Genomic DNA, 24,407 nt, shown 5'->3' with positions numbered 1-24,407 from the left:
CCCGTCGCCGTTGTTATCGATTTATGTCGTAATCATCGACGGAGGATTATTCCCACCAGATATCATAAAGTTCGCTGGTTTCAACGTTTTCCATACCGTTCTGGGTTAACCAGTCTGCAACGATTTTACGATGCTCTTCGGTACAAGAACCGATTTTTTGCAGGCAGACAATGCCTTCCCAGTCGATATAACCGCTGCCACCAAAGCCAAGACCGTTTGGTTCAATCACTTCTTTGATAAAGCGGTTAACGAAAGCATCTATGGTATCGATATCAGTGTCTTGAGTGAAATTCCAGTTAACGGTAAAACCGATTTCCTGAAATTCATCAAGATGCAATTTTTTACGTAAGCGACGACTGCGTGGTTGAGCCATGGGTTCATCCTCTAAATGAAAAGGGGGATATTACCCGTATGGGAAGGTAGCGTCTATACAGGGACGGTTTTTATGATTTAGTTTAACGTTGTAACGGTGATTTGAGCGGATATAAATAAAGAACCCGAATCGGTCGGGTTCTATCAATTTGGCTGAACCTATTTTTTCTTATCTTCTTCGTGAGGATGTTTTTTATCCCGTTTTTCGCGGCGTTTTTCCTCTGGGGTTTTCAACGGTTTCTTTTTCTCGTCGTGGCTCATAGTGTCCTCCTTTGGAATGATATTACTAGTTAAGACCTGCTTAAGCTGCAATGCAAGGAGAATGAACTATTTTGTTGTAACAATATTATCAGGCTATGAGTAGAAGGCGATGCGTACCAGTTTGTACACATTGTCGACTTTTTCAATCACCAGATTATAGCCATTATCACTATTTTCATGCTCGATAACATAGCCATCAGGATCGACGGTATCTTCGACCTGACTTTGATCGGCTTCACCTTGTCGATATTGGTTATTTTCAATCAGCTTAACCATTTCAGGATCAAATAACTCATCGTACTGCGCCAGAAACTCAGCTTCATTCTGGAAAATCATTGGCGAGTGATCATAGTCGCTGAAGGGAAAATTCATCATTTTTACCACAGCCGCTTTATCTTTTCGGCTAACCGCCAGCTGTAAATCATGCCAGAACACGGTGAAGTCAGAATGTTTGTCAAATTGGTAAAGCTCTTCCGTTGGCGAGGCAGTTTCCTGCGCATGCGTTAAAGATACCGTGGATAAACTCAATACGATGGTTAAGGCTGCAATCATGTTCTTCAGCATAGCTTTTTAGTCATTATGAGATGTTGTAGGTGTAAGTATAAATGAGGAGAAGACTTATTTGATAATGAATAAATCATTTGTTGTCATAAATCCAGAGGTAAGTGGTGATGAGATGATTTTGTGATGAAATGGCGAACAGTGTTGAAGGTGAAAAGTTACTGTAGTGATTGGAACGCCACTCCGAAGAAGTACGGAGTGGCGAGGTATATAACTATCAATAATGAGGTTAGATAGCTGATTTCAGTATTTTGGTGAAATCATCAAAAGAGCAAAAACCATTGGCGTCAATGGGGCAATTTTCCATTTCAAGCACGACGCGCTGAGGGGGATGTTCAAGACTTAAGGGTTCAGCGTGACGGATTTGTTCTTTGGTTTGATAGAGATACTCAATTTTTATCAGATCCTTATTGTTGGACTTATCTTTCCAACGCTCAAAAACAATCTTGCCGCCAATGGGGGTTTTTTCAAATTGACCGGGCAGTTGATAGTCTTTGATTTTTAGTACTGAAAGTAGGGAAACAACGTTTGAATCATGGCCGACCATCATATTAAATTTAACGGGTTTGGTTACCTCATTATCGTTAAAGATAACATTCATATATTTTATCAGCGGAGCTGCTACATTCTTGGCGACTATTGGTGAACCAAACAGAACTTCACCATAGCGATCTTTAATTTCAGCCAACTTGTTCCATTCAGCATCGGATTTAATACCGCCCCAGGCAACGTCTTGCAGTGGAAAACCTTGGTAATATTGTAAGATAAACGCATCAGAGATTGAGGTGCCAATACGTAATGGGCCGGTAACACCCGGTTCTTTATTTTTTACCAGCGTAAATTCCGCGGGCTCGCTATTGAGGTCGCAGCGCTTATCGTTTTGACAAACGCTGGAGTTTTTATAATCAGTCAGTTTATCTAACAAATCATAAGCTGGCTTTAGCTGCTTATTTAATCCATCTAAACCTTTTGGTCCGGCTTCGTTATTCATTGCTTTCAGTGCCGATTGCTTAAACTGTTCGGAACCGTCACGAATAATCGGATTAAAGGTTGAATCCATGATACCGATTTCAGCTTGATGAAGAATCTTCACGTCGCAACCGGGGAAAGCACCCAAAGTAAAATACTGGGCTGTGGCAACGGTTCTTTGTAAGCTATTGGCATAAATGAACGTCTCGCCTTGTACCGGGCAGGTATCTTTACTGAACAGGTTTTCTTTAACCATCCATGCATTAACGTAGTGACCAAAGTAATTTTCTAATACCCCACCTTTTGGGGTGAGATAACCGCCTTTAGTTTCCCATTTTGGCCAGGTTTTTGGCGTTGAGGTTGCCAGGACGCTGCCTGAGTTTGCTAGTGGTGCCCTGAGTCCATGTCGGCTGAACATGAATACTTGTTTCAGCTCATAGCCGCTATCGGCAGCAGAAGCCGTAGGCGCAAAGGGGATGACCATTGGAAGGCAACATAGCAGTGCTCGGGAGGTAAACTTTTTCATTGTCGTAGCATCCTTATTACTGGAGTGAAGAGTTACAGCTTAATGATAAACATGGCTCAAGGCGTTCTTTATCGTTCAGTTGTAGCAGGCATTATAATGAAGAACTAAGGGAAATCTTAAATGAAACTGCTTTATGTGACGAGTTGTAAAGTTCTTGTCGTTGTAAGGTGAATTCCCAAGGATACCCCTGATTTTTGTTGGCAAATGTTAGATAACCGCAGTATGACTGGGCTAATCGTCATTTTTTCATAAGCGGCAGACGATAGTTTGAAAAAAAGATATGGTTTTTAGATCTCGATAGTGAATCGAGCCATGTGCCTAATGCTTGTCAGTTAAGCTTAATGACAGCGAAAGTTTCGCCCACTATCAGTGCAGAGCATCAATTAACGTTGGTGCATGTGGCCGAGCAGAGGGCGTTAGGCGAACGCCCTCTGCACTCCCACGCCTTCGCCCCCGAATCCAGACCGCCTACGGCGGCTACCCTCCGCCTTCGCTCGGGTTAACGCACCGGCGCTGATTCTGTTATTCGCCTTATTGCATAAGTCTCACCCTAACGGGCCAGCACAAGTGCTGTTCAAAATGGCTAACGCCATTTAGTCCGGAGAAGCAGCGCTTCGCCCATCATCCCTGATGCGCGTGCTCCCTCTCTCAGTTGTCGGCTGAATTCCAGCGCTCAATATAAAGGTCAAAAGAAAGGTCAAAAAATAAAACTTACCGATCGCATTTTCTTAACTGACAAGCATTAAGCCATGTGCCAGCATTCTGACAACACCGTGGAAAAAGGTTTTTTCTGGTGAGTTATCACATTGAGACACAATGATGTTACCTCTTTTAATTCCCCTCAATATTTTCAACCTAATTTTTGTTTTTTTCATGGAAAGATCTTGGCTCATTAGGGTAATCGATCGCAAATGTTCTTAGTTTGGGTTTATTATGTATGTTAATTGATTTTTTATTGGATTTTAATTCCATTAAAATGGTGTTTTTCAATTAATTGTCAAAATGGTTTTTTTTATTTTTATATTTATTTTTTATGTGTATTTTTTATTTATTTTTAAATGCAAAGGTGTTTTTTTGTGATTTAAAAAGTTAATGTCTACTCTTTATGAAAGAATGGATGAGGTTTTTTTTACTCAGAATTTACCTGGAGAGAATAAAAATATATCTATAATAAGCAATAGTTTAAATTGAATTTATTGGATTTTTTTATACATTAAATCATTTCATTAACAGTATTTATAATGATTATCCCGATCGTTCAAATGCGTTTGATAGTTTTCATCTATTGTTTTTGATGAAAGATTTGATAATAACGATTTGTTGTTTTTATCAATTAAGACTACCGTCTGTTTATGATTTTTTATTCTTTTTTGAATTTAAAAAAAACGCTCTTTTTTATTTTTAAAGAGTGTGTTTTTTAATTGCTGTGTTTTGTCTTGTCGCCAAAAATTAACACTGGCTGAAATTCACCATAAAAAATTGAATGGAGTAATCGTGTTGGTGGGATCATTATTTTTAGTTAACGCAATAAAAGTAGGGTTTCATTCGGGGTGTCATTAGCATAAATGGAAGCATAATCATGGATATGTCTATATATCAAAGGGAATTTCAGGGAAAACCTATCCATAAATTCTCTAAACGTGCATTAAATCAACAGCTAGCCATGGCTGGACTGCTGAGCTTTAGTACTCTTGTTTTTCAGCATCATGTGATGGCTGCTGATTTGGGGAGCCAGAATGCAGACACGATTACTCTACAAGACCAAGATAAAATTACTGCCGATCTTCGTCAGGACGGCATTTTATACGGCATCCTGAACGATTATTCTCGTACTGCTAATATCAATTTAGCCAACAATGCCAGTATCACCGCGGTTGATACCACGAAATTAACCAGAGGCGTTATTGTTAAAGGCAACAACAGTATATTGACGGCTAACCGTCTGTCTATTGATGTAACAGGCAGCAGCGCTATCGGTTTAGATGCAACCGGTAAAAAAGCGAATATCGATCTGGGCACCGGAAGTCAGATCAACGTAGAAGGTGATGGTAGTGGGTACGGATACGGTATTACGATTAGCGGTGTATCAACGCTGCAAGCCAATGAGCTGCTCATTACGACTAAAGGTAACTATGGTGTTGGTCTAAGCATTAACCAGCAGGGGACATCAGTTAATTTAGGTAGCGATAGTACTATTTTAACTTCAGGGAATGGGGCGTCTGGAGTCTATATTTTTGGCGCTAATGGCAATGATGTGAATGGGCCTGCCAGACTGAGCGCCACAGGCTTAACGGTAAAAACGCTAGGGAATGTTTCCTATGGCTTCAATATTCAAGAGAACTCGATTGTTGATTTAGGCGTCGGGAGTAAAATTAATACCTCAGGTGACGATGCCATTGGGATTTGGGCTTTTGGTGAGCTAAAAGCCAATGCTTTAACGGTTATGACCGAAGGCCTTAATTCTACTGCGGTTGAGATCCGTGATACCGCAGTGGCAAATATTGGTGCTAATAGCCATTTATCGTCTAAACAGGCTGGGGCATTAGTGGCTTATTATCGAAATGCGGGTACGGCAAAAATTAATTTTTTGGGCACCCAGTCTGAGCGTAACTCAATTTTCTCTGGCGGATCTTATGGCGCCTCGGCTCAGTTTAATTCACTGATTAATCTATCATATACCGATATCAACGTTGACCGGGGCGGCGCCTTGGGGCTAGGTTTATGGGCACTGGGTGGGGGGGTTATCAAAGGTGATAATCTGACGATTAACGGTGCTGCTGGTACTCGCGGCGTTTATGCCATGATGAATGCTCAAATTGATTTGACGGGTGATACCACCATTCATATGGCAAATCCGGCGGATATGGCCATTGCTACTCAACAGGATGACGGATATCGCGCCAGTCGAATAAATGCCGACGGAAAAATGGATATTGTCGGCGGTATTCTGTCGCGTGGTGGCCTTATTAATATTGATATGCAGTCGGGTTCCCAATGGACTGGTCGGGCACATAGCGACCATATTAATGGTGGGGCGCTAAATATCACCATGACGGATAGTCGCTGGAATATAACCGAAGATTCTAATGTTGATAAGTTGATACTGCACAATACCACGATAGATTTTAATGAAGATAAAGCCGGTTCGGTATTAACCGTTGGAGACCTTAGCGGCAATGGTAGCTTCGTTCTGCACACCGACCTGGTAAATGGTCACGGTGATAAGCTTATGATCACCGGTAGCAGCGCCGGCGAACATAAATTGACGGTATTAAATCGTGGTGGTTTGGCTACGACGGGGAATGAAGTACTAACCGTCGTGGAAACTCAGGATGGCCAGGCGAATTTTGCCAGTACACGGTTGGTGGAACTGGGTGGTTATTTGTACGATGTACGTAAAAATGGTACCAATTGGGAATTGTATTCCTCCGGGACTTATACACCGCCACCGGAACCCCTGACGCCAGATCCTAAACCAAAGCCGGAGCCAAAGCCAAAACCACCAATCACCACATCAGCCGATGCCGGAGCCAATTTCCTGAATATTGGCTACTTGCTCAATTATGCGGAAACCCAAACGTTGTTACAGCGTATGGGGGATTTACGCCAGAATGGTCACAGTGGCGATATGTGGTTGAGAGGCTTTGCCGGTAAGTTTGATTCGTTTGCCGGTGGTAAGTTAAGCCGTTTCGATATGAATTATAACGGAATGCAACTGGGTGCCGATAAACAAGTGACTGAGCAAGTACCGGTGTTTATCGGTCTGTTTACTGGGCTTACTAAAGGATCGCCGAATTACGCTTCAGGAGATGGTACGGTAAAATCGCATCATTTTGGTATGTATGCGAGTTATATGGCACCAGACGGTTTTTATTTGGATGGGGTAGTGAAATATTCGCGCCTGAAGAATGAATTTAGTGTGCGAGATAGTCAGAATAATCGGGTGAATGGTGATGGTAATTCTGATGGTATTAGTTTCTCGTTGGAATCCGGCCAAAAATTGAGTTTAGGCCAGAAAGATAACGGTTTCTATATTGAACCCCAAGCGCAGTTAAGTTATAGCCATCAGGATGCGGTGCAAATTAAGGCCAGTAATGGACTAAAAGTTGCTTTGGGTAGTTATGAATCGATGATTGGTCGAGCCAGTGCGGTAGTGGGTTATGAACTGGCTCAGGGTAATAATTCACTGAATGTTTACCTGAAAACTGGTTATTTGCATGAGCTTGCCGGAGATACCGATTACCGATTAAATGGCTCACCCGAAAGTCACAGCTTTAAAGGTGGCTGGTGGAATAATGGCGTTGGCGTGAGTGCTCAATTGAGCCAACAGCATATTGTGTATCTGGATTTAGATACCTCAACCGGCAATAGATTTAACCAGCGTCAGATTAATGCAGGTTATCGTTTTAACTTTTAGTCATTGATTAGGATTTCCCTCTTTGTTACCAGTGGGTCGTGATTGTTCATGACCCACTTTTTTGTTTTTTATTTTTCCATATTTAATAATGTTTGCGATGGTTGTATAGATTATCTGACCATACTTTTTGCTATTCATGAGTTAGTGTGAAAAGTAATCAAAAATTTAAATTTAGCAAATGATAAGATTTTTTATACTTTGACATATTTATTTACCAATCAAACGGAGATTGTGAAGTTGATGTCAGCGTAGAACATGTTTTTCATATAAAAAATTTGGTAATTATCGGTATTGTATCGTTCATTGATCTGATTTTTTCTATTACTCATTGGTTTAATTGAAGATTGATTAACTCATTAGAATCTTTGGATCGACAAATTCGATTGTTCTATCTTGTTTGATAGTTTTTAGCTATTGTTTTGGTGGGGATGTTAGATAATAACGATTTGTTTTTTGTATTGATAAACATTAGCGTTTGTCATAATTAATTATTTTTGACACTCTTTTATGATTCCTTGTGGTTAATTTGATTTTTTTAATTTTAATATATTAGGTGAATCTTTAGAGTAGTGTCATTGAATTTTTAGCCTACGCTTTTTAAAACAATAAGACACAAAATAGCAGGCTTTTAACATATTGATTTAACTTCTCTTTGGTTTTTAATGAACAATGAGGGGTAACGTAAATGGAAACGTTATGATGGATATCTTGATATACCAAAAGGAATTTCAGGGAAAGCCCACAAATAAATTCACTTACTGTACATTAAATCAACGATTAGCTCTGGCTGGTCTGTTGAGCCTCAGTGCTTTCTCTTTTCAAAATCAAGTCTATGCCGCAGATATCGGTAGTCAGGATGCCAATATCATTACTCTGAATGATGGCGATAAGATTACTGCGGATCGTATTTTGCAGGGCGTGTCGCGATACGGCGTGTCAAATGAAATGGGTAATACTGCCAATATCAATTTGGCGAATGATGTCAGTATAACCGCTGTTGATTCTGCTCGACATGCTGTTGGTATTTACCTGGGCGGCGATAATTCGGTATTAAAAGCTAATCGCCTTTCTGTTGATGTTATCGGTTTAGGTGCCTCAGGGATATCTCTTAAGGGTACTGATAGCCAGACCAATCTAGGCTCTGGCAGTTCTATTAGGGTTGAGAACTTAAATAATACTCAAGGTGTGGGTATCGAGCTTGCCTACGGGGCAACGCTAAAGGCTGATAACTTATCGATTATTACGAAAGGCGATAGTATCAATGGCCTGAACGTTCAAAGCGATAAGACTAGCGCAGATTTAGGCAGCAATAGCATTATTTCCACTAACGGGACCAATAGTCGGGGAATCTATATTTTTGGTAATAGCAGTGGTCCATCGAGCCTTAAAGCCACGCTTTTAACGATTAAAACTGAAGGTTATAACGGATATGGCCTTGAGTTACAGAATTACTCAATTGCTGATTTAGGCAGTGGTACCCGCATTGATACATTTGGGCAGAACGGCATTGGGGTATTGAACTACGGAAAAATAACCGCAGACGGTCTGACAGTGAAGACGGAAGGTGCTGGGGCAAGCGCTTTTCAATCTCTGGGCAGCGGAAGTGCAACGATTGGTGCCGACAGCCATATGTTTTCAAAGCAAGCTGGCGGTATTGTTACCTCAGGTAACGGTGCCACCATTAACTATTTGGGAACAGAAGATAAGCGAAATACGATTTTCTCTGGCGGCTCTTATGGGGCGTCAGCACAAAGCGCGGGTGCTAAAATAAATCTGGCCTATACCGATATTAACGTTGATCGTGATGGTGAAATCGCCAGAGGACTATGGGTCTTACGCGGCGGTTATATAACGGCTGACCATGTGGTCATTCATGGTGCAGACGCCGTTACCGGCGTTTATGCAATGACCGATAGTCAGATTGATTTAACCGGCGATACCACTATTCATATGGCGACCTCTGAAGGTGTAGCCATAACGACACAGCATAATGACGGTTATGCTGCCAGTCGCATCAATGCCAGTGGAAAAATGGATATTATTGGTGGCATTTTGTCACGCGGTGGTCTGATTGATATCAAGATGGCGTCAGGTTCACAGTGGATCGGTCAAGGCGACAGTGACCAGATTAACGGTGGTTTTTTAAACATCGCTATGACCGATAGCCATTGGAGTATGGCAGCGGATTCTCGCGTAGATAAACTGGTGCTGAACAATAGCACGGTGGAATTTAGTGAGGATAAAGTTGGTTCACTACTGACCGTCGGCGATCTGAGCGGTAATGGCTCATTTATTTTACGTACCGATTTAGTTGGCGATGGCGTTGATGGTTATAGCGATAAGTTAATCGTCACCGGCAGCAGTGCTGGCGATCATAAATTAACGGTACTAAATCGCGGTAGTCTGGCCACTACCGGTAATGAAATTCTAACCGTGGTGGAAACTCAAGATGGAGTAGCAACCTTTACCAGTAGTAGTCAGGTGGAATTGGGTGGCTATTTATATGATGTGCGTCAGAATGGAACGCATTGGGAGCTGTACTCTTCAGGGGTTTATGTACCTCCATCGAAACCGGATCCTGAAACAGAGTTGCCGTCCAAACCTGACCCTAAACCACCTCTTACTACTTCTGCAGATGCGGGTGCCAATTTCCTCAATATCGGTTACCTGATGAACTATGCGGAAACTCAAACTCTGTTACAGCGTATGGGCGACCTGCGTCAAAACGGTGAGAGTGGAAATATGTGGTTAAGAGGTTTTGCCGGTAAGTTTGACTCTTTTTCTGGCGGCAAATTAAGCCACTTTGATATGAAGTATAGCGGTGTACAGTTCGGCGCGGATAAACGTGTTTCAACCGAGTTGCCGCTATTTACCGGTATCTTTATCGGCCAAACCCACGGCAGCCCAAATTATCGCACTGGAGGCGGCAGCACTAAATCCGACAGTGTGGGTTTATATGCCACCTATATGGCGAATAACGGTTTTTATTTGGATGGAATGGCGAAATATAGCCATATAAAAAACAGTTTTAACGTCAGGGATAGCCAAGACAATCGGGTTAATGGTAATGGAAACTCGGATGGTTTTAGCGCTTCACTGGAAAGTGGACAGAAATTTAGCCTGAATCAGCTGGGTAATGGCTTTTATATTGAACCTCAGGCGCAATTGAGTTTTAGCCATCAGGGTACCAATAATATTGTTGCCTCTAACGGCTTGAAAATCGATTTAGGTAGTTATAAATCGATAATTGGTCGGGCCAGTGCGGTCGTCGGATATGAACTGCCGCAGGGTAACCATTCACTGAATATTTATCTGAAAACCGGTTATCTCCGTGAGTTTTCCGGTGATACCGATTACCAACTGAATGGTTCACCGGAAAGCCACAGCTTTAAAGGTGGTTGGTGGAATAACGGTGTTGGGGTCAGTGCTCAGATGAATAAGCAACATGCCTTGTATCTGGATTTAGATACCTCAACCGGTAATAAATTTAACCAGCGTCAGATGAATGGCGGATATCGGTTTAGTTTTTAAACGGGAATGGATGACAACATGGTCGGTAATGATATCTCTTTATATGGGAAGTCTGTCGATTTTTGTGGTTTAGATGATTATTTTGGAATGTCTGCAATATCAGGTTGTATATATAAGATAGGGAGTTCGAACGTTGAAAAGTATTCATAAGGCTATATTGCCGTTATTAACTATTTCAGGACAGATATTGTTAGTCCCCGCGGCCGTTGCTACCGTTTATGATTCTCCATTAACGGTTTTTTCAACCAAGGAAGAAAAAAATCAACGGATACCTGGTAAAGGCGATTCCATTATTATTCAGAACTATGAGTTACCGATTAACGGTATTGGATACGCTGCCTTAGTGGCTGAAAAAGATTTCGCCGATTTGGGGGATGGCAAATTCGATGTTGATTTCAGCGCAACAATAACTGATGCCAATGTGAAATATATTTCAATCTATGGGTTAGATATTGCGAATGCTAAAACGCTTAATTTAGGCGTAGGTTCAACCATCAACGTTAGGCTATATGATACGGATAATAACGTTTCAGTGGTGGGAATCGATCACTATATTCATGATGGAACGAATCCCCACATCTCAGCTTCCCAGTTAACGGTTAACGCTTATTCTGACAGTTCAAGCACGGTATACGGGATTAGTAGTAAAGTGGCATCAGCTAATCATAGCGCCACCGACGGTAGCCGTATTGATCTGGGAGACTCCTCATCCGTTAATGTGACAAGTAGTAAAGCTGGGGCGATAGGTATCATTGTTAGTGGAAATTCAACGTTAAATGCAGAAGGGCTCAGCGTTAATGTTAATGGTGTTGCTAATGATATCGTGGCGATGACGGCTTATGTCAGAGGACTATCGTTAAGCGATAATGTGGCCGTCAATTTAGGCCGGGGAAGTGAAGTTAATATTCAATCAATGAGAGACTCAACGATGGACAATGGATCAAGCGATTCATTTACCAGTGTGGGTATTTCATTAGGTAATGCGTCAACGTTAAAAGCAGATGCGCTAAAGATTACTGCAATAAATGGCATGGGCCTTCATTTAGATAAGGGGGCTGGAGCCGATTTAGGTGTGAATAGTCAGATATCAACCACCGGCATTAAAGGATATGGCGTCTATGCTGCTAACGCTTCAGCTAAGTTGGAAGCCTCAGGACTAACCATTAGCACCGAGGGTAAAAACGCCAGTGGTTTATATAATAATGGTGCGAGTACCATTGATTTAGGGACTAACTCTAAAATTACCACGACGGGTGAAAGTGCAGCAGGCATTAAGCAAATAGTGAATAACAATATGGCTTCGGTCTATGATTATACTACGCTATCTGCAGATAAATTGACGGTGAATACTCAGGGTAACCAAGCCAATGCGTTAATTATGTCAACCGGGAAGGTTAATCTTCGTAACAGTACCTTAATCTCCCAGAATGCCGGGACAATTTTATTAAAGAACGAACAGTCGGACGCTAAAGTCGTTGCGGAGATTATTGATAGCCAATTAATCTCGGGGGGCAATTATATTGCCAGCGCGCAGTCAGCCGGATCGACGCTGAGTATTCAGGGTGGGCAGGGGCGTTTAGATAAAGCCTTTAACGATCAGCTACCCGCTTATGGTCTATGGGCTACCGATGGTGGAACAATCACGGCTACCGATTTTACCTTAAATACCGGCGACGGAATTATTGGTGTGTCGGCCACTAATGGTAGCAATATCACCCTGGCGGGGACATCCGTCATCAATAGCTTATCCAGCAACCTGTTTGGCACCCAGACCGATAATATTGCTATCAGTGCGATCGGTAACAATAGCGTGATTAGTGGTTCGGGAATCATGGCGATTAACGGTGCGTTGACGGCACAAGATTCTGCCAGTTTGGATCTAACGCTGATGAGTGGTTCGGTGCTGAAAGGGGCGGCAAATCAGCTGAAGAGCGGTACGATTAATTTAGCCATGGACAGCAGTAATTGGATATTTGACCAGAATTCTGACGTTAATCAATTGGCTTTGTCCAACAATAGTAAAGTGATATTCAATACAGCGGGTGATGGGCGTCTGACAATGAATGATTTGTCAGGTAATGGTCTGTTTATGATGCGTACTGATATTGTGGGAGATGGAAGTACTAACTCGGGAGACAAGATTATTGTTACCGGAACCAGCTCTGGGGCTCATCAACTTAATGTATTAAATCGGGGTGATGCCACAACCACCGGGAATGAAATCTTAACCGTTGTTGAAACAGCAGATGGCAACGCCACATTTACGCTGCATAACAAAGTTGAGTTAGGTGGGTATTTATATCAAGTACGTCAAAACGGTACTGACTGGGAATTGTATTCTTCTGGCCTGGATTTGCCGCCACCAGAGCCAGAACCAGAACAACCGGAGCAACCTCCTGTTACACCACCGGTATTACCACCAGAGCCTGAGGGGGAAGGACAGCTCACCACATCGGCCGATGCCGGCGCGAATTTCCTTAATATTGGTTATCTGATGAATTATGCGGAAACTCAAACGCTGCTACAGCGCATGGGCGATCTGCGCCAGAACAATGCTGGTGATAATATATGGCTAAGAGGGTTTGCGGGGAAGTTTGACTCGTTCTCCGGTGGTAAGTTAAGCCATTTTGATATGAATTATAGCGGTGTACAACTGGGGGCTGATAAGCGTGTTTCTAGCGAGTTGCCGCTGTTTGCCGGTCTCTTTATTGGTCAAACCCACGGTAAACCCAATTATCGCTCCGGGGATGGTACCACCAAATCCGACAGTGCTGGTCTGTATGCCACCTATATGGCGAATAACGGTTTTTATCTGGATGGGGTAGTGAAATATAGCCATATCAAAAACAGTTTTAATGTCAGGGATAGCCAGAACAGTCGGGTTAACGGTAATGGAACCTCGAACGGTTTTAGTGCGTCACTGGAAAGCGGGCAGAAATTTAGCCTGAATCAGTCGGGTGACGGCTGGTATATTGAACCGCAGGCGCAATTGAGCTATAGCCATCAAGGTAGCAGTAATATTGTTGCCTCTAATGGCTTAAAAGTTTCTCTGGGTAGTTATGAGTCGATAATTGGCCGAGCCAGTGCGGTGACGGGATATGAATGGCAACAGGGTGACAACTCACTAAATGTTTATTTGAAAACCGGCTATCTGCGCGAGTTTTCAGGAGATAGCGATTACCGATTGAATGGTTCACCAGAAAGCCATAGCTTCAAAGGCAACTGGTGGAATAATGGTGTCGGGGTGAGTGCTCAGATGAATAAACAGCATACTTTGTATCTGGATTTAGATACCTCAACCGGTGATAAATTTAACCAGCGTCAGATTAATGCAGGATATCGCTTAAGTTTCTGATAGTTGGGGAATACCATTCTTCTCGTTATTAATGGGTCATGAATTATCATGACCCATTTTTTATGATGCTATGTCTAAAGAGTGTTTTTGATTCATTTTAATTGCATGTTATGGCATGGGATATTAGTTTTCATCCATTTTATGTGTAAAAAATGGCCATTTGAAATATAGATTTACATTATTAATATAATGGTGGGTTTAAATTAAAAATTAATGATTTTCAAAATACTACAGGTCTGGGTTTTTTATTTTTTTATTAAATATCAATTAGTAATAATTGAATCCATTTGCCTTAAGGGAGCAAATATATAAAAAACAGACAGTAGCTTCATCGTTAAAATCGATACAAATGTTGCTTTCAGTAGATTTTAACTATCATTTAATAATAAAGTTTAGATATTAACGATTTGTTATTTAAAAAAATAAACATTACCTTCATTTCAACTAACTATTTTTGGTGAAATAACCTTATTGATTCAACATATCAGGGTTATATATTCAACCCAATAGCTAATTTTTAACTAAATATTCGATGGAACATTTCGGTAATGTAGATTGCCAGCAGCAATGATTAATAAAGGGAAGTGTTATAGTGGATATGTTTACATATGGAAAGGAATTCCAAGCAAAGCCTACCCATACTTTCTCCAGACATAGCTTAAATCAACGATTAGCCATGGCCGGTTTGCTGAGCTTGAGTGCTTTGGTCTTTTCGCATCCTGCTTTAGCGGCGGAGTTGGGTAGCCAGAATGTCGATACAATTGTGCTGAATGATGGCGATAAGATCACTGCAGATCTTCGCCTTTATGGTTTGTTGTATGGTGTGCTGAATGAATCTTCTCGTACTGCAAACATTAGTTTAGCCAATGATGTCAGGATTGCTGCCATTGATACCATGCGATCGGCCGGTATTGATATTAGAGGGAATGGTAGCGTATTAAATGGCAATCGTTTAACTGTAGAGGTTAAAGGCAATAGCGTACAAGGCATCAATATCGCTGGTCAAGGCGCTCATATCGATTTAGGTTCGGGCAGTCGTGTTATTGCGGAAAGAACAACGGGAACCAGTTTCGGGCAGGATGCTGGCATTAATATCACCAATGCTTCAACGTTAACGGCAAATAATCTTTATATCAGTACCTCCGGCCACAGTACTGATGGGTTGGTCATTCATTCGTCAGGCACATCGGTTGAACTGGGGCAAGGCAGTATAATCGAGACCAATGGAACCTACGCGGCGGGGATTGTTATCTCGACCTTTAATTCAGAAGGTGATGGACTAGCAACATTGACCGCAAATAATTTAACCATAGCGATTCAAGGAGATTCATCTACCGGGATTTCATCGGATGCGAATACTTTAGTTGATTTAGGCAGTGGCAGTGTCATTACGACTTCCGGCCAAAATTCAACAGGGGCTTCGGTTTCGGGAACAATGACAGCCGATGTGCTGACTATTCATACTAAAGGTGAGAGATCGGTTGCGCTTCAGGCAACGCCTAGTGGAGTCGTCAATATTGGTGCCGGTAGCCATATTTATTCTGAGCGGGGCAGTGGGATACAATTTTTTATTCCTCGATATAGTAGCCTGACCGATCAGAGGGGAATCATTTATTATTTAGGCACAGAGAACAATCGGAATACGATTTTTGCCGGTGGTTCCTATGGCGTGCATTCAGCAGATAGCGGAAAAATAAAGCTGGCGTATACCGATATCAATATTGAGCCAGCCAACGTTGACCCAACTAACGAGGCGGGAATCGCGCTCTGGGCTTCAAATCGCGGTGAAATAATCGGTGATAACCTAACGATTCATGGTGCAGCAGAGACTTACGGTGTTTATGCACAATACGCTGGTCAAATCGATCTGACCGGTGATACCACCATTTATATGGCTAACCCAACTGATATCGCAATAGCCACTGAATCTGATGATTATTATGAGCCCAGCCAGATTAATACAACGGGAAAAATGAATATTCAAGGTGGGATCTTATCGCGAGGTGGCCTAATTAATCTGGATATGCAGTCTGGTTCTCAATGGAACGGTCGAGCGTATAGCGACAACGTAAACGGTGGTGCACTAAATATCACCATGACCGATAGCCGTTGGAATATGACGGCAGATTCCAATTTGGATAAGTTGGTACTAAACAACAGCACGGTAGACTTTAGCGAAGATAAAGTTGGCTCGTGGCTAACCGTTGACGCTCTGAGCGGTAATGGTCGTTTTATTCTGCGTACCGATTTGGTGGGTGATGGCGTAGTGGGTACAGGTGATAAGCTGGTGGTCACAGGAGAAAGTGCAGGGGATCATCAACTGACGGTATTAAATCGCGGTAGTCTGGCTACCACCGGTCATGAAGTGTTAACCGTGGTGGAAACTCAGGATGGTCAGGCGACGTTTACCAGTACCGGTAAGGTGGAACTGGGCGGTTATTTGTATGATGTGCGTAAAAATGGCACCAACTGGGAGCTATATTCTTCCGGGATTGATGGGCAGCCACCGAATCCATCAAAACCCGATCCAGAGTCACCAATTACCAGTTCGGCAGATGCTGGCGCTAACTTCCTCAATATTGGTTACCTGATGAACTATGCGGAAACTCAAACTCTGCTACAGCGTATGGGTAGTCTGCGTCAAAATGGCAAAAGTGGTGATATGTGGCTAAGAGGATTTGCCGGTAAGTTTGACTCGTTCTCCGGTGGTAAGTTAAGCCATTTTGATATGAATTATAGCGGTATGCAGCTGGGGGCAGATAAACGCGTTTTCGCCGAAGTGCCGCTGTTTGCTGGCCTCTTTATCGGCCAAACCCACGGTAAACCTAATTATCGCTCCGGAGATGGTACCACCAAATCTGATAGCGCAGGTCTGTATGCCACCTATATGGCGAATAACGGTTTTTATCTGGATGGGGTAGCGAAATATAGCCATATCAAAAACAATTTTAACGTCAGGGATAGCCAGAACAATCGGGTTAACGGTAATGGAACCTCGAACGGTTTTAGCGCTTCACTGGAAAGTGGGCAGAAGTTCAGCCTGAATCAGCCAGGTCACGGTTGGTATATTGAACCTCAGGCACAATTGAGCTATAGCCAGCAAGCTACCAGTAATCTTGTGGCCTCTAACGGTTTGAAGGTTAATTTAGGTAGCTATGAATCGATAATTGGCCGAGCTAGTGCAGTGGTGGGATATGAACTACTGCAAGGGGATAATTCATTGAACGTTTATCTGAAAACCGGTTATCTGCATGAATTTTCCGGGGATACTGATTACCGACTGAATGGTTCACCGGAAAGTCATAGCTTTAAAGGTGGTTGGTGGAATAACGGAGTCGGGGTCAGTGCTCTGATGAATAAAAAGCATACTCTGTATCTGGATTTAGATACCTCAACTGGTAATAAATTTAACCAACGCCAGATTAATGCAGGTTATCGGTTTAGTTTTTAATCGCTGATTATATTTTCTTTTTTTATCAATGAGTCATAAAAATTATGGCTCATTTTTTTAAGCTTCTATTAAAGAGTGTTTTTCCCGTTTTAATTATTTTTTCTTAGTATGATGACTAAAGTTAATTTTGATTTTTTTTGTAAGAATTGTTGTTTAGCGTATTGAATTTCATTAAGTACATAGAGATGGTTTTTTTAGAGTTAATGATACCTTAAATAAGATAATCACTCATTAACAATGAAAATTAATTTAAATAAAAACAATTGGATAGTTTGATTTCTTGATGTTTTTCTTGAACGTGAGAATACTAAATCCCATGCTCTATCGATCGATAAAATCGATGTAAGTGTTGCTTTTGGTAGATTTTGGCTATTGTTTTTTTAATGAGTTTAGATATTAACGATTTGTTATTTAAAAAAATAAACATTAACTTAAATTCATTATTTCTGATGAAATTATATTATCACTTCAATTCGTTAGGGTTATATATCTAATTTAATCTCTAATTTGTTTTTGTTAATTTTAAAATAATTGTTTTTCAGAGAGTTAAGGGAGTATTCCTTCTAGCTATAAATAATAGGTAGGTTATTTAGGCAATATGGATAGCCAACAAAAATCATGGAATAAAAGGGATAGCGTTATAATGGATATGCTTATATATCAAAAGGAATTTTTGGGAAAGCTCACCGGTCGATTTTCTAAACATAAACTAAATCAGCAACTGGCCATGGCGGGTTTGCTGAGCTTAAGCGCCTTTATCTTTCAACATCCTGCTTGGGCGGCGGATTTAGGTAGTCAGAATGCCAATACCATCGAGTTGAATGATGGAGATAAGATTATTGCCGATCTGCGTAATAATGGACATCTGTATGGTGTATTTAATCAGTATGCAACAGCCAATATTAATCTCGCCAATGACGTTAGTATCATTGTTAATGACCCGGCTTCAATTGCTAACGGAATTATCATAGCTGGTGACAACAGTGTATTGACGGCTAATCGTTTATCGCTTGAGGTTGATGGTACATATCCTACTGGTTTAGATATTAGTGGTAAGAATGCCAGCGTAGATTTGGGCTCAGACAGTAAGATAATGATTAATGGTTCCGGTTCGATGAATGGTATTTATATTCATAGTTCGGGAAGCACGCTACAGGCCGAGCGCTTATTAGTGATGATGACCACGACTGGGGATAAGACTAACAACTCTGGAGCGGGTATTCGGAGTGATGCTGACGATACATTGATTAACTTGGGTCAAGGCAGTGCTATCTACACAACGGGTAACGAAAGTTACGGTATTAGGATATCTGGTAGCAGCAAGTTTGAAGCCACAGAATTAACCATCGATACGAAAGGTGAATTCTCTCATGGGGTTCAGGTTGGTAACTCAAGCATTGTTAATTTAGGGACAGATAGCAAAATAACCACATCCGGTACAGAATCACATGGCGTGTGGAATTTTGGTGATTTTAAGGCGGATGGATTAACGATAAAAACAACGGGAGCGAATTCTGCCGCGATTGATACCCGTGATAACGGGGTGACCAATATCGGTGCTGGCAGCCATCTTTCCGCTACCCAGGCTGGCGCATTGGTTGCTTATAATACAGATAGCGGTACGGCTACGGTTAATTTTTCAGGAACGGCGGCTCAGCGCAATACCATCTCTTCCGGGGGAAGTTATGGGGCATCGGCTCAGTTTAATTCTATTGTTAATTTGTCCAATACGGATATTTACATTGACCGCGCTGGCGCATTAGGACGAGGGCTCTGGGCTTTAGGTGGCGGTAAAATAACCGGTGATAACCTGATGATTAAAGGAGCGGCCGCTACGCGCGGTGTTTATGCTCAGACCAATAGCCAGATAGATTTAACCGGTGATACCACGATTTATATGGCTAATCCGGCCGATATGGCGATAGCCACTCAGCATACTGAGGGATATGCGGCCAGTCGTATTAACGCGATGGGAAAATTGAATATTCAGGGCGGCATTTTATCGCACGGTGGGCTGATTAATCTTGATATGCAGTCCGGCTCTCTGTGGAGTGGCCGGGCATCTAGTGACAATGTTAATGGTGGTGAATTGAATATCACCATGACTGATAGCCGTTGGAATATGACGGCAGATTCCAATCTGGATAAGCTGGTGCTGAACCACAGTACGGTGGATTTTAGCGAAGATAAAACGGGTTCATTGTTAACCGTTGGCGATCTGAGTGGTCATGGTCGTTTCATTCTGCGTACCGATCTGGTGGGTGACGGTATTGCATCAACCGGCGATAAACTGGTGGTTACAGGGGAAAGTGCAGGGGATCATCAACTGACGGTCTTAAATAGCGGTAGTCTGGCTACCACCGGTCATGAAGTGTTAACCGTGGTGGAAACTCAGGATGGTCAGGCGACATTTACCAGTACCGGCAAGGTGGAACTGGGCGGCTACCTGTATAATGTGCGTAAAAATGGTACCAACTGGGAGCTGTATTCTTCCGGGATTGATGTGCCACTGCCCGATCCTAAGCCAGAGCCTAAACCGCAACCAGACCCCGATCCATCGATCAGCACATCGGCTGATGCCGGAGCTAATTTCCTCAATATTGGTTATCTGATGAACTATGCGGAAACTCAAACGCTGCTACAGCGTATGGGCGATTTGCGCCAGAATGGTAAGAACCGTGATATGTGGCTAAGAGGATTTGCCGGTAAATTTGATTCGTTTGCTGGTGGCAAGTTAAGCCATTTTGATATGAATTATAGTGGGATACAACTGGGGGCGGACAAGCGCGTTTCAACCGAGTTACCGCTATTTGCCGGTATTTTTATGGGACAAACTCACGGTAAACCCAATTATCGCTCTGGGGACGGTACAACTAAATCCGATAGCGCAGGTCTGTATGCTACCTATATGGCGAATAACGGTTTTTATTTGGATGGGGTGGCAAAATATAGCCATATCAAAAACAGTTTTAACGTCAAGGATAGCCAGAGCAATCGGGTTAACGGTAATGGAACCTCGAACGGTTTCAGTGCGTCACTGGAAAGCGGGCAGAAATTTAGCCTGAATCAACCGGGCAACGGTTTCTATATTGAACCTCAGGCGCAATTCAGCTACAGCCATCAAGGTACCAGTAATGTTGTTGCTTCGAATGGTTTGAAAGTCGATTTGGGCAGTTATGAGTCGATGATTGGCCGAGTCAGTGCAGTAGTGGGATATGAGCTTCAACAGGGTGATAATTCTCTCAACGTTTATCTGAAAACCGGTTATCTGCGCGAATTTTCTGGCGATACCGATTATCGACTGAATGGTTCACCAGAAAGCCACAGCTTTAAAGGCGATTGGTGGAATAACGGGGTTGGGGTAAGCGCTCAGATGAATCAACAGCATACCTTGTACCTGGATTTAGATGCCTCAACCGGTGATAAGTTTAACCAGAGTCAGATTAATGCAGGCTACCGATTTAGCTTTTAATTACTGATTAATTTTTTCCTTTTTCTTATTAATGGGCTGTGATTTATCATGGCCCATGTTGATCGCTCATCAATCATTCAATCATTCAATCATTCAATCGTATGTAAGTCATTATAATCCTTATGTTATAACTCGATGAAAAGAGTGGTTATTATTTAATCTTAATTAAATTAATAAGTTTTAAATTTAATTTATTTTGTTTTTTTTAATTTATTTTTTATTTAAATTATTTATATAACAATTAGTTATGTAATTCCAGATGGGTTGGGGTTCCTATCAAAATACTAACAATTTAAATTGGTTGCCTCGATCGAATCAATTGCTTTTGATAGTTGGAATCTATCAAATAAAGGTAAAGGTTAGATATTAACGATTTGTTATTCTAAAAATTAAATACTAAATTTGACTTTTATTATGAGCGCTGATTAAAACTTGAATTGTTAATTTTAATCTTTCAATCAAACTCATTTTACAGTTTTTGAATATTTCAAATGAGTGTTTTATTGATTTTTAAGGGATAGTCTATTTTTTGATTAAATAATAGACAAGTTATTTCGGTCATACGAATTGCCAGCAGAGATCATGGAATAAAAGGGAAGTGTTATCGTGGATATCTCTATCTATCATCGGGAATTGCAGGGAAAGCCTACCAGTAAATTCTGTAGACGAGCTTTAAATCAACGGTTAGCCATGGCTGGCCTACTTAGTCTCAGCGCTATGGTTTTCCAGCAGCACGCCTTGGCTGCCGAGTTAGGCAGTCAGAATGCAGATATTATTACATTAAATGATGGCGATAAAATTACCGCAGATCTTCGTAATAACGGTCAATTATATGGTGTATCTGATAACTTCCGTACAGCCAATATCAATTTGGCTGACGATGTCAGCATTACGATTACTGAAAATAACACAAACACAGCGCCCAGAGGCGTCATTGTTCAGGGAAAAAACAGTGTTCTGACTGCCAATCGTTTGTCTGTTGATGTAGCTGGCGGTGGAGGTGGGTTTGGTTTAGATATTTGGGGTAATAATACCAAGGTAGATTTGGGTACTGGCAGTTATATTAAGGTTAATAGCAACGGTACTTTATTTACGAAAGGGATTTTTGTTGGTAGTGCTTCAACTTTGCTGGCCAATGGTTTGACAATCGAAACCAATAAAGGGTTTGGTTTAGATATCCAACATCAAGGAACATCGGTCAATCTGGGGGAAGGGAGTCTGATCTCTGCAGAAGAGGGCGTGGGTGTTGACATTAGTGGTACAGGGATTAGCAGTAATGATAAGTATGGACCTTCCAGATTTGAAGCAACAAGATTAACTATTAACGCTAAGTTGCGGGGCATTGCTATAAATAAGAATGCTATTGTTGATTTAGGTAGCGATAGCATTATTAATGTGACTGGTGACGGTGCGGAAGGGATCTATATATTGGCTAATGGTGAAGTGAAAGCCGACCGGTTAACCGTAAAAACAACGGGAAATCAGGGTGCTACCGCACTTAGCGTCAATAGTATGGGAATAGCTAATATCGGCGCTGGCAGCCACATGTCATCTCTTAAATCTGATCCGGTCGTTGCTTTTAATAAGGGAAGTGGTAAAGCGACCATTAATTTTTCAGGTACGTCTGAACAACGCAATACCATCTTCTCTGGTGGTTTGTATGGTGTTTCTGCACAATTTAATTCCGTCATTAACTTGTCCAATACCGACATTAGCGTTGATCGCGGCGGAGCTTTGGGGCTGGGATTATCCGTCATGGGTGGTGGGGTTATCACCGGTGATAACCTAACGATTAATGGTGCTGCTGGTGCTCGTGGTGTTTATACCATGTCTGATAGTCAGATTGATTTGAGCGGTGAGACGATCATTCATATGGCAGATCCAGCAGCGATAGCAATCGCGACTCAGCATAATGATGGATATAGCGCTAGCCGAATTAATGCTGGCGGTAAAATGGATATCGTTGGTAGCATTTTGTCGCAAGGTGGTCTGATTACCATTGATATGCAATCGGGCTCACAGTGGTCCGGTGGGGCCAGCAGCGATAATGTTAACGATGGTTTTTTAAATATTGCCATGGCTAACAGTCGCTGGAATATGACGGCGGATTCCAATCTGGACAAGCTGGTACTAAATAACAGCACGGTAGATTTTAGCGAAGATAAAGTCGGTTCATTGTTGACCATTGGCGAGCTAAGCGGCAATGGGCATTTTATTTTGCATACTGATTTGGTCAGCGATGGGGTAAATGCTATCGGTGATAAATTGGTGGTCAGCGGAAAAAGTGAGGGCAACCACCAACTCACGGTACTGAACCGCGGCAGTTTGGCCACTACCGGTAATGAAATATTAACGGTCGTCGAAACTCAGGATGGTCAGGCAACGTTTACCAGCACCAGTGAGGTGGAATTGGGCGGTTATTTGTACGCTGTGCGTCAGAACGGTACTCATTGGGAACTGTATTCCCCAGGGGTATATGTGCCGCCGCCGCCAGAGCCAGAGCCAGAGCCAGAACCACAGCCGAACCCTGACCCAGAACCTATTCCTGAGCCAGAACCACAGCCAAATCCATCGATCACTACGTCGGCTGATGCCGGAGCTAATTTCCTGAATATTGGTTATTTGCTGAACTATGCGGAAAGCCAAACTTTGTTCCAGCGGATGGGGGATTTACGTCAGACGGGAAAAAGCGGCGATATGTGGTTACGAGGCTTTGCCGGTAAGTTTGATTCTTTTGCCGGTGGCAAGTTAAGCCGCTTTGATATGAATTATGACGGTATGCAGTTGGGGGCAGATAAACAAGTCACTGAACAACTACCGGTATTTATGGGTATCTTTACGGGATTAACGAAAGGCTCGCCAAACTATGCTTCCGGTGATGGTACGGTAAAATCTCATCATTTTGGGGTGTACGGCACGTATATCGCGGAGAACGGTTTTTATCTGGATGGGATGGTGAAATATTCACGCCTGAAAAACGACTTTAGCGTACGCGATAGCCAAAATAATCGGGTTAGCGGTAATGGCAGCTCAGACGGGGTGAGTTTCTCACTGGAAACCGGACAAAAATTGAGTCTGGGCCAGCAGGGGAATGGTTTCTATATTGAGCCTCAGGCACAGTTAAGCTATAACCATCAGGATGCAACACGAGTTAATGCCAGTAATGGACTCAAGGTCGATTTGGGCAGCTATGAGTCATTAATTGGCCGGACGAGCGCAGTTGTAGGATATGAGCTTCAACAAGGGGGGAATTCGCTCAATGTTTACCTTAAAACCGGTTATCTGCGTGAGTTTGCCGGCGATACCGATTACCGACTGAATGGTTCACCAGAAAGCCACAGCTTTAAAGGTGGTTGGTGGAATAACGGCGTCGGGGTGAGTGCTCAGATGAATCAACAGCATACTTTGTATCTGGATTTAGATACCTCAACCGGCAATAAATTTAACCAACGTCAGATTAACGCAGGTTATCGGTTTAGTTTCTAATTATCG

9 protein-coding genes are annotated in these 24,407 nt (G+C 42.2%); 6 read left to right on the top strand and 3 right to left on the bottom strand.

All coding sequences use genetic code 11. The features are described 5' to 3' along the window. Positions 1-46 precede the first annotated feature (46 nt). The 3 genes from EL341_RS09470 to agp all read right to left on the bottom strand — a co-directional run bounded on the left by EL341_RS09470 (position 47) and on the right by agp (position 2,689). A complete protein-coding gene (locus tag EL341_RS09470; protein ID WP_047781157.1) occupies positions 47-373 on the bottom strand; it encodes a YggL family protein in 327 nt (108 codons plus the stop codon). A gap of 353 nt (positions 374-726) precedes the next feature. Beyond that, positions 727-1,197, bottom strand: a complete 471-nt coding sequence (locus EL341_RS09465; protein ID WP_074822271.1) for a hypothetical protein — start codon at positions 1,195-1,197, stop codon at positions 727-729. 226 nt (positions 1,198-1,423) lie between these two features. Further along, positions 1,424-2,689: a bifunctional glucose-1-phosphatase/inositol phosphatase gene (gene agp, locus EL341_RS09460; RefSeq protein WP_074822275.1), complete on the bottom strand. Its 1,266-nt coding sequence runs from the start codon at positions 2,687-2,689 to the stop codon at positions 1,424-1,426. 1,579 nt (positions 2,690-4,268) lie between these two features. Here agp and EL341_RS09455 point away from each other — a divergent pair. From EL341_RS09455 to EL341_RS09430, 6 genes are all read left to right on the top strand, one after another. Further along, positions 4,269-7,106 (top strand): autotransporter outer membrane beta-barrel domain-containing protein, encoded by a 2,838-nt coding sequence (locus EL341_RS09455; RefSeq protein ID WP_126467648.1) that lies wholly within the window; start codon positions 4,269-4,271, stop codon positions 7,104-7,106. A 699-nt stretch (positions 7,107-7,805) separates the two neighbouring features. After that, positions 7,806-10,637, top strand: coding sequence for an autotransporter outer membrane beta-barrel domain-containing protein (locus EL341_RS09450; RefSeq protein ID WP_126468260.1), 2,832 nt, complete (start codon positions 7,806-7,808; stop codon positions 10,635-10,637). A 133-nt stretch (positions 10,638-10,770) separates the two neighbouring features. Further along, the gene (locus EL341_RS09445) at positions 10,771-13,992 is read left to right on the top strand and encodes an autotransporter outer membrane beta-barrel domain-containing protein (RefSeq protein WP_126467646.1); all 3,222 of its coding nucleotides are present in this window, start codon (positions 10,771-10,773) and stop codon (positions 13,990-13,992) included. Between the two features lie 598 nt (positions 13,993-14,590). Further along, the gene (locus tag EL341_RS09440) at positions 14,591-17,443 is read left to right on the top strand and encodes an autotransporter outer membrane beta-barrel domain-containing protein (RefSeq protein WP_074822455.1); all 2,853 of its coding nucleotides are present in this window, start codon (positions 14,591-14,593) and stop codon (positions 17,441-17,443) included. A 643-nt stretch (positions 17,444-18,086) separates the two neighbouring features. Next, a complete protein-coding gene (locus EL341_RS09435) occupies positions 18,087-20,915 on the top strand; it encodes an autotransporter outer membrane beta-barrel domain-containing protein (RefSeq protein WP_126467642.1) in 2,829 nt (942 codons plus the stop codon). Between the two features lie 690 nt (positions 20,916-21,605). Then, on the top strand, positions 21,606-24,401 hold the full coding sequence (locus tag EL341_RS09430) for an autotransporter outer membrane beta-barrel domain-containing protein (RefSeq protein ID WP_126468259.1): 2,796 nt from the start codon (positions 21,606-21,608) through the stop codon (positions 24,399-24,401). Positions 24,402-24,407 lie beyond the last annotated feature (6 nt).

Origin of the sequence: Pragia fontium, from assembly GCF_900638655.1 — a bacterium.
Lineage (GTDB): Bacteria > Pseudomonadota > Gammaproteobacteria > Enterobacterales > Enterobacteriaceae > Pragia > Pragia fontium.
The sequence above is the reverse complement of the archived record's forward strand: the minus strand, read 5'-3'. Positions and strand labels throughout refer to the sequence as shown.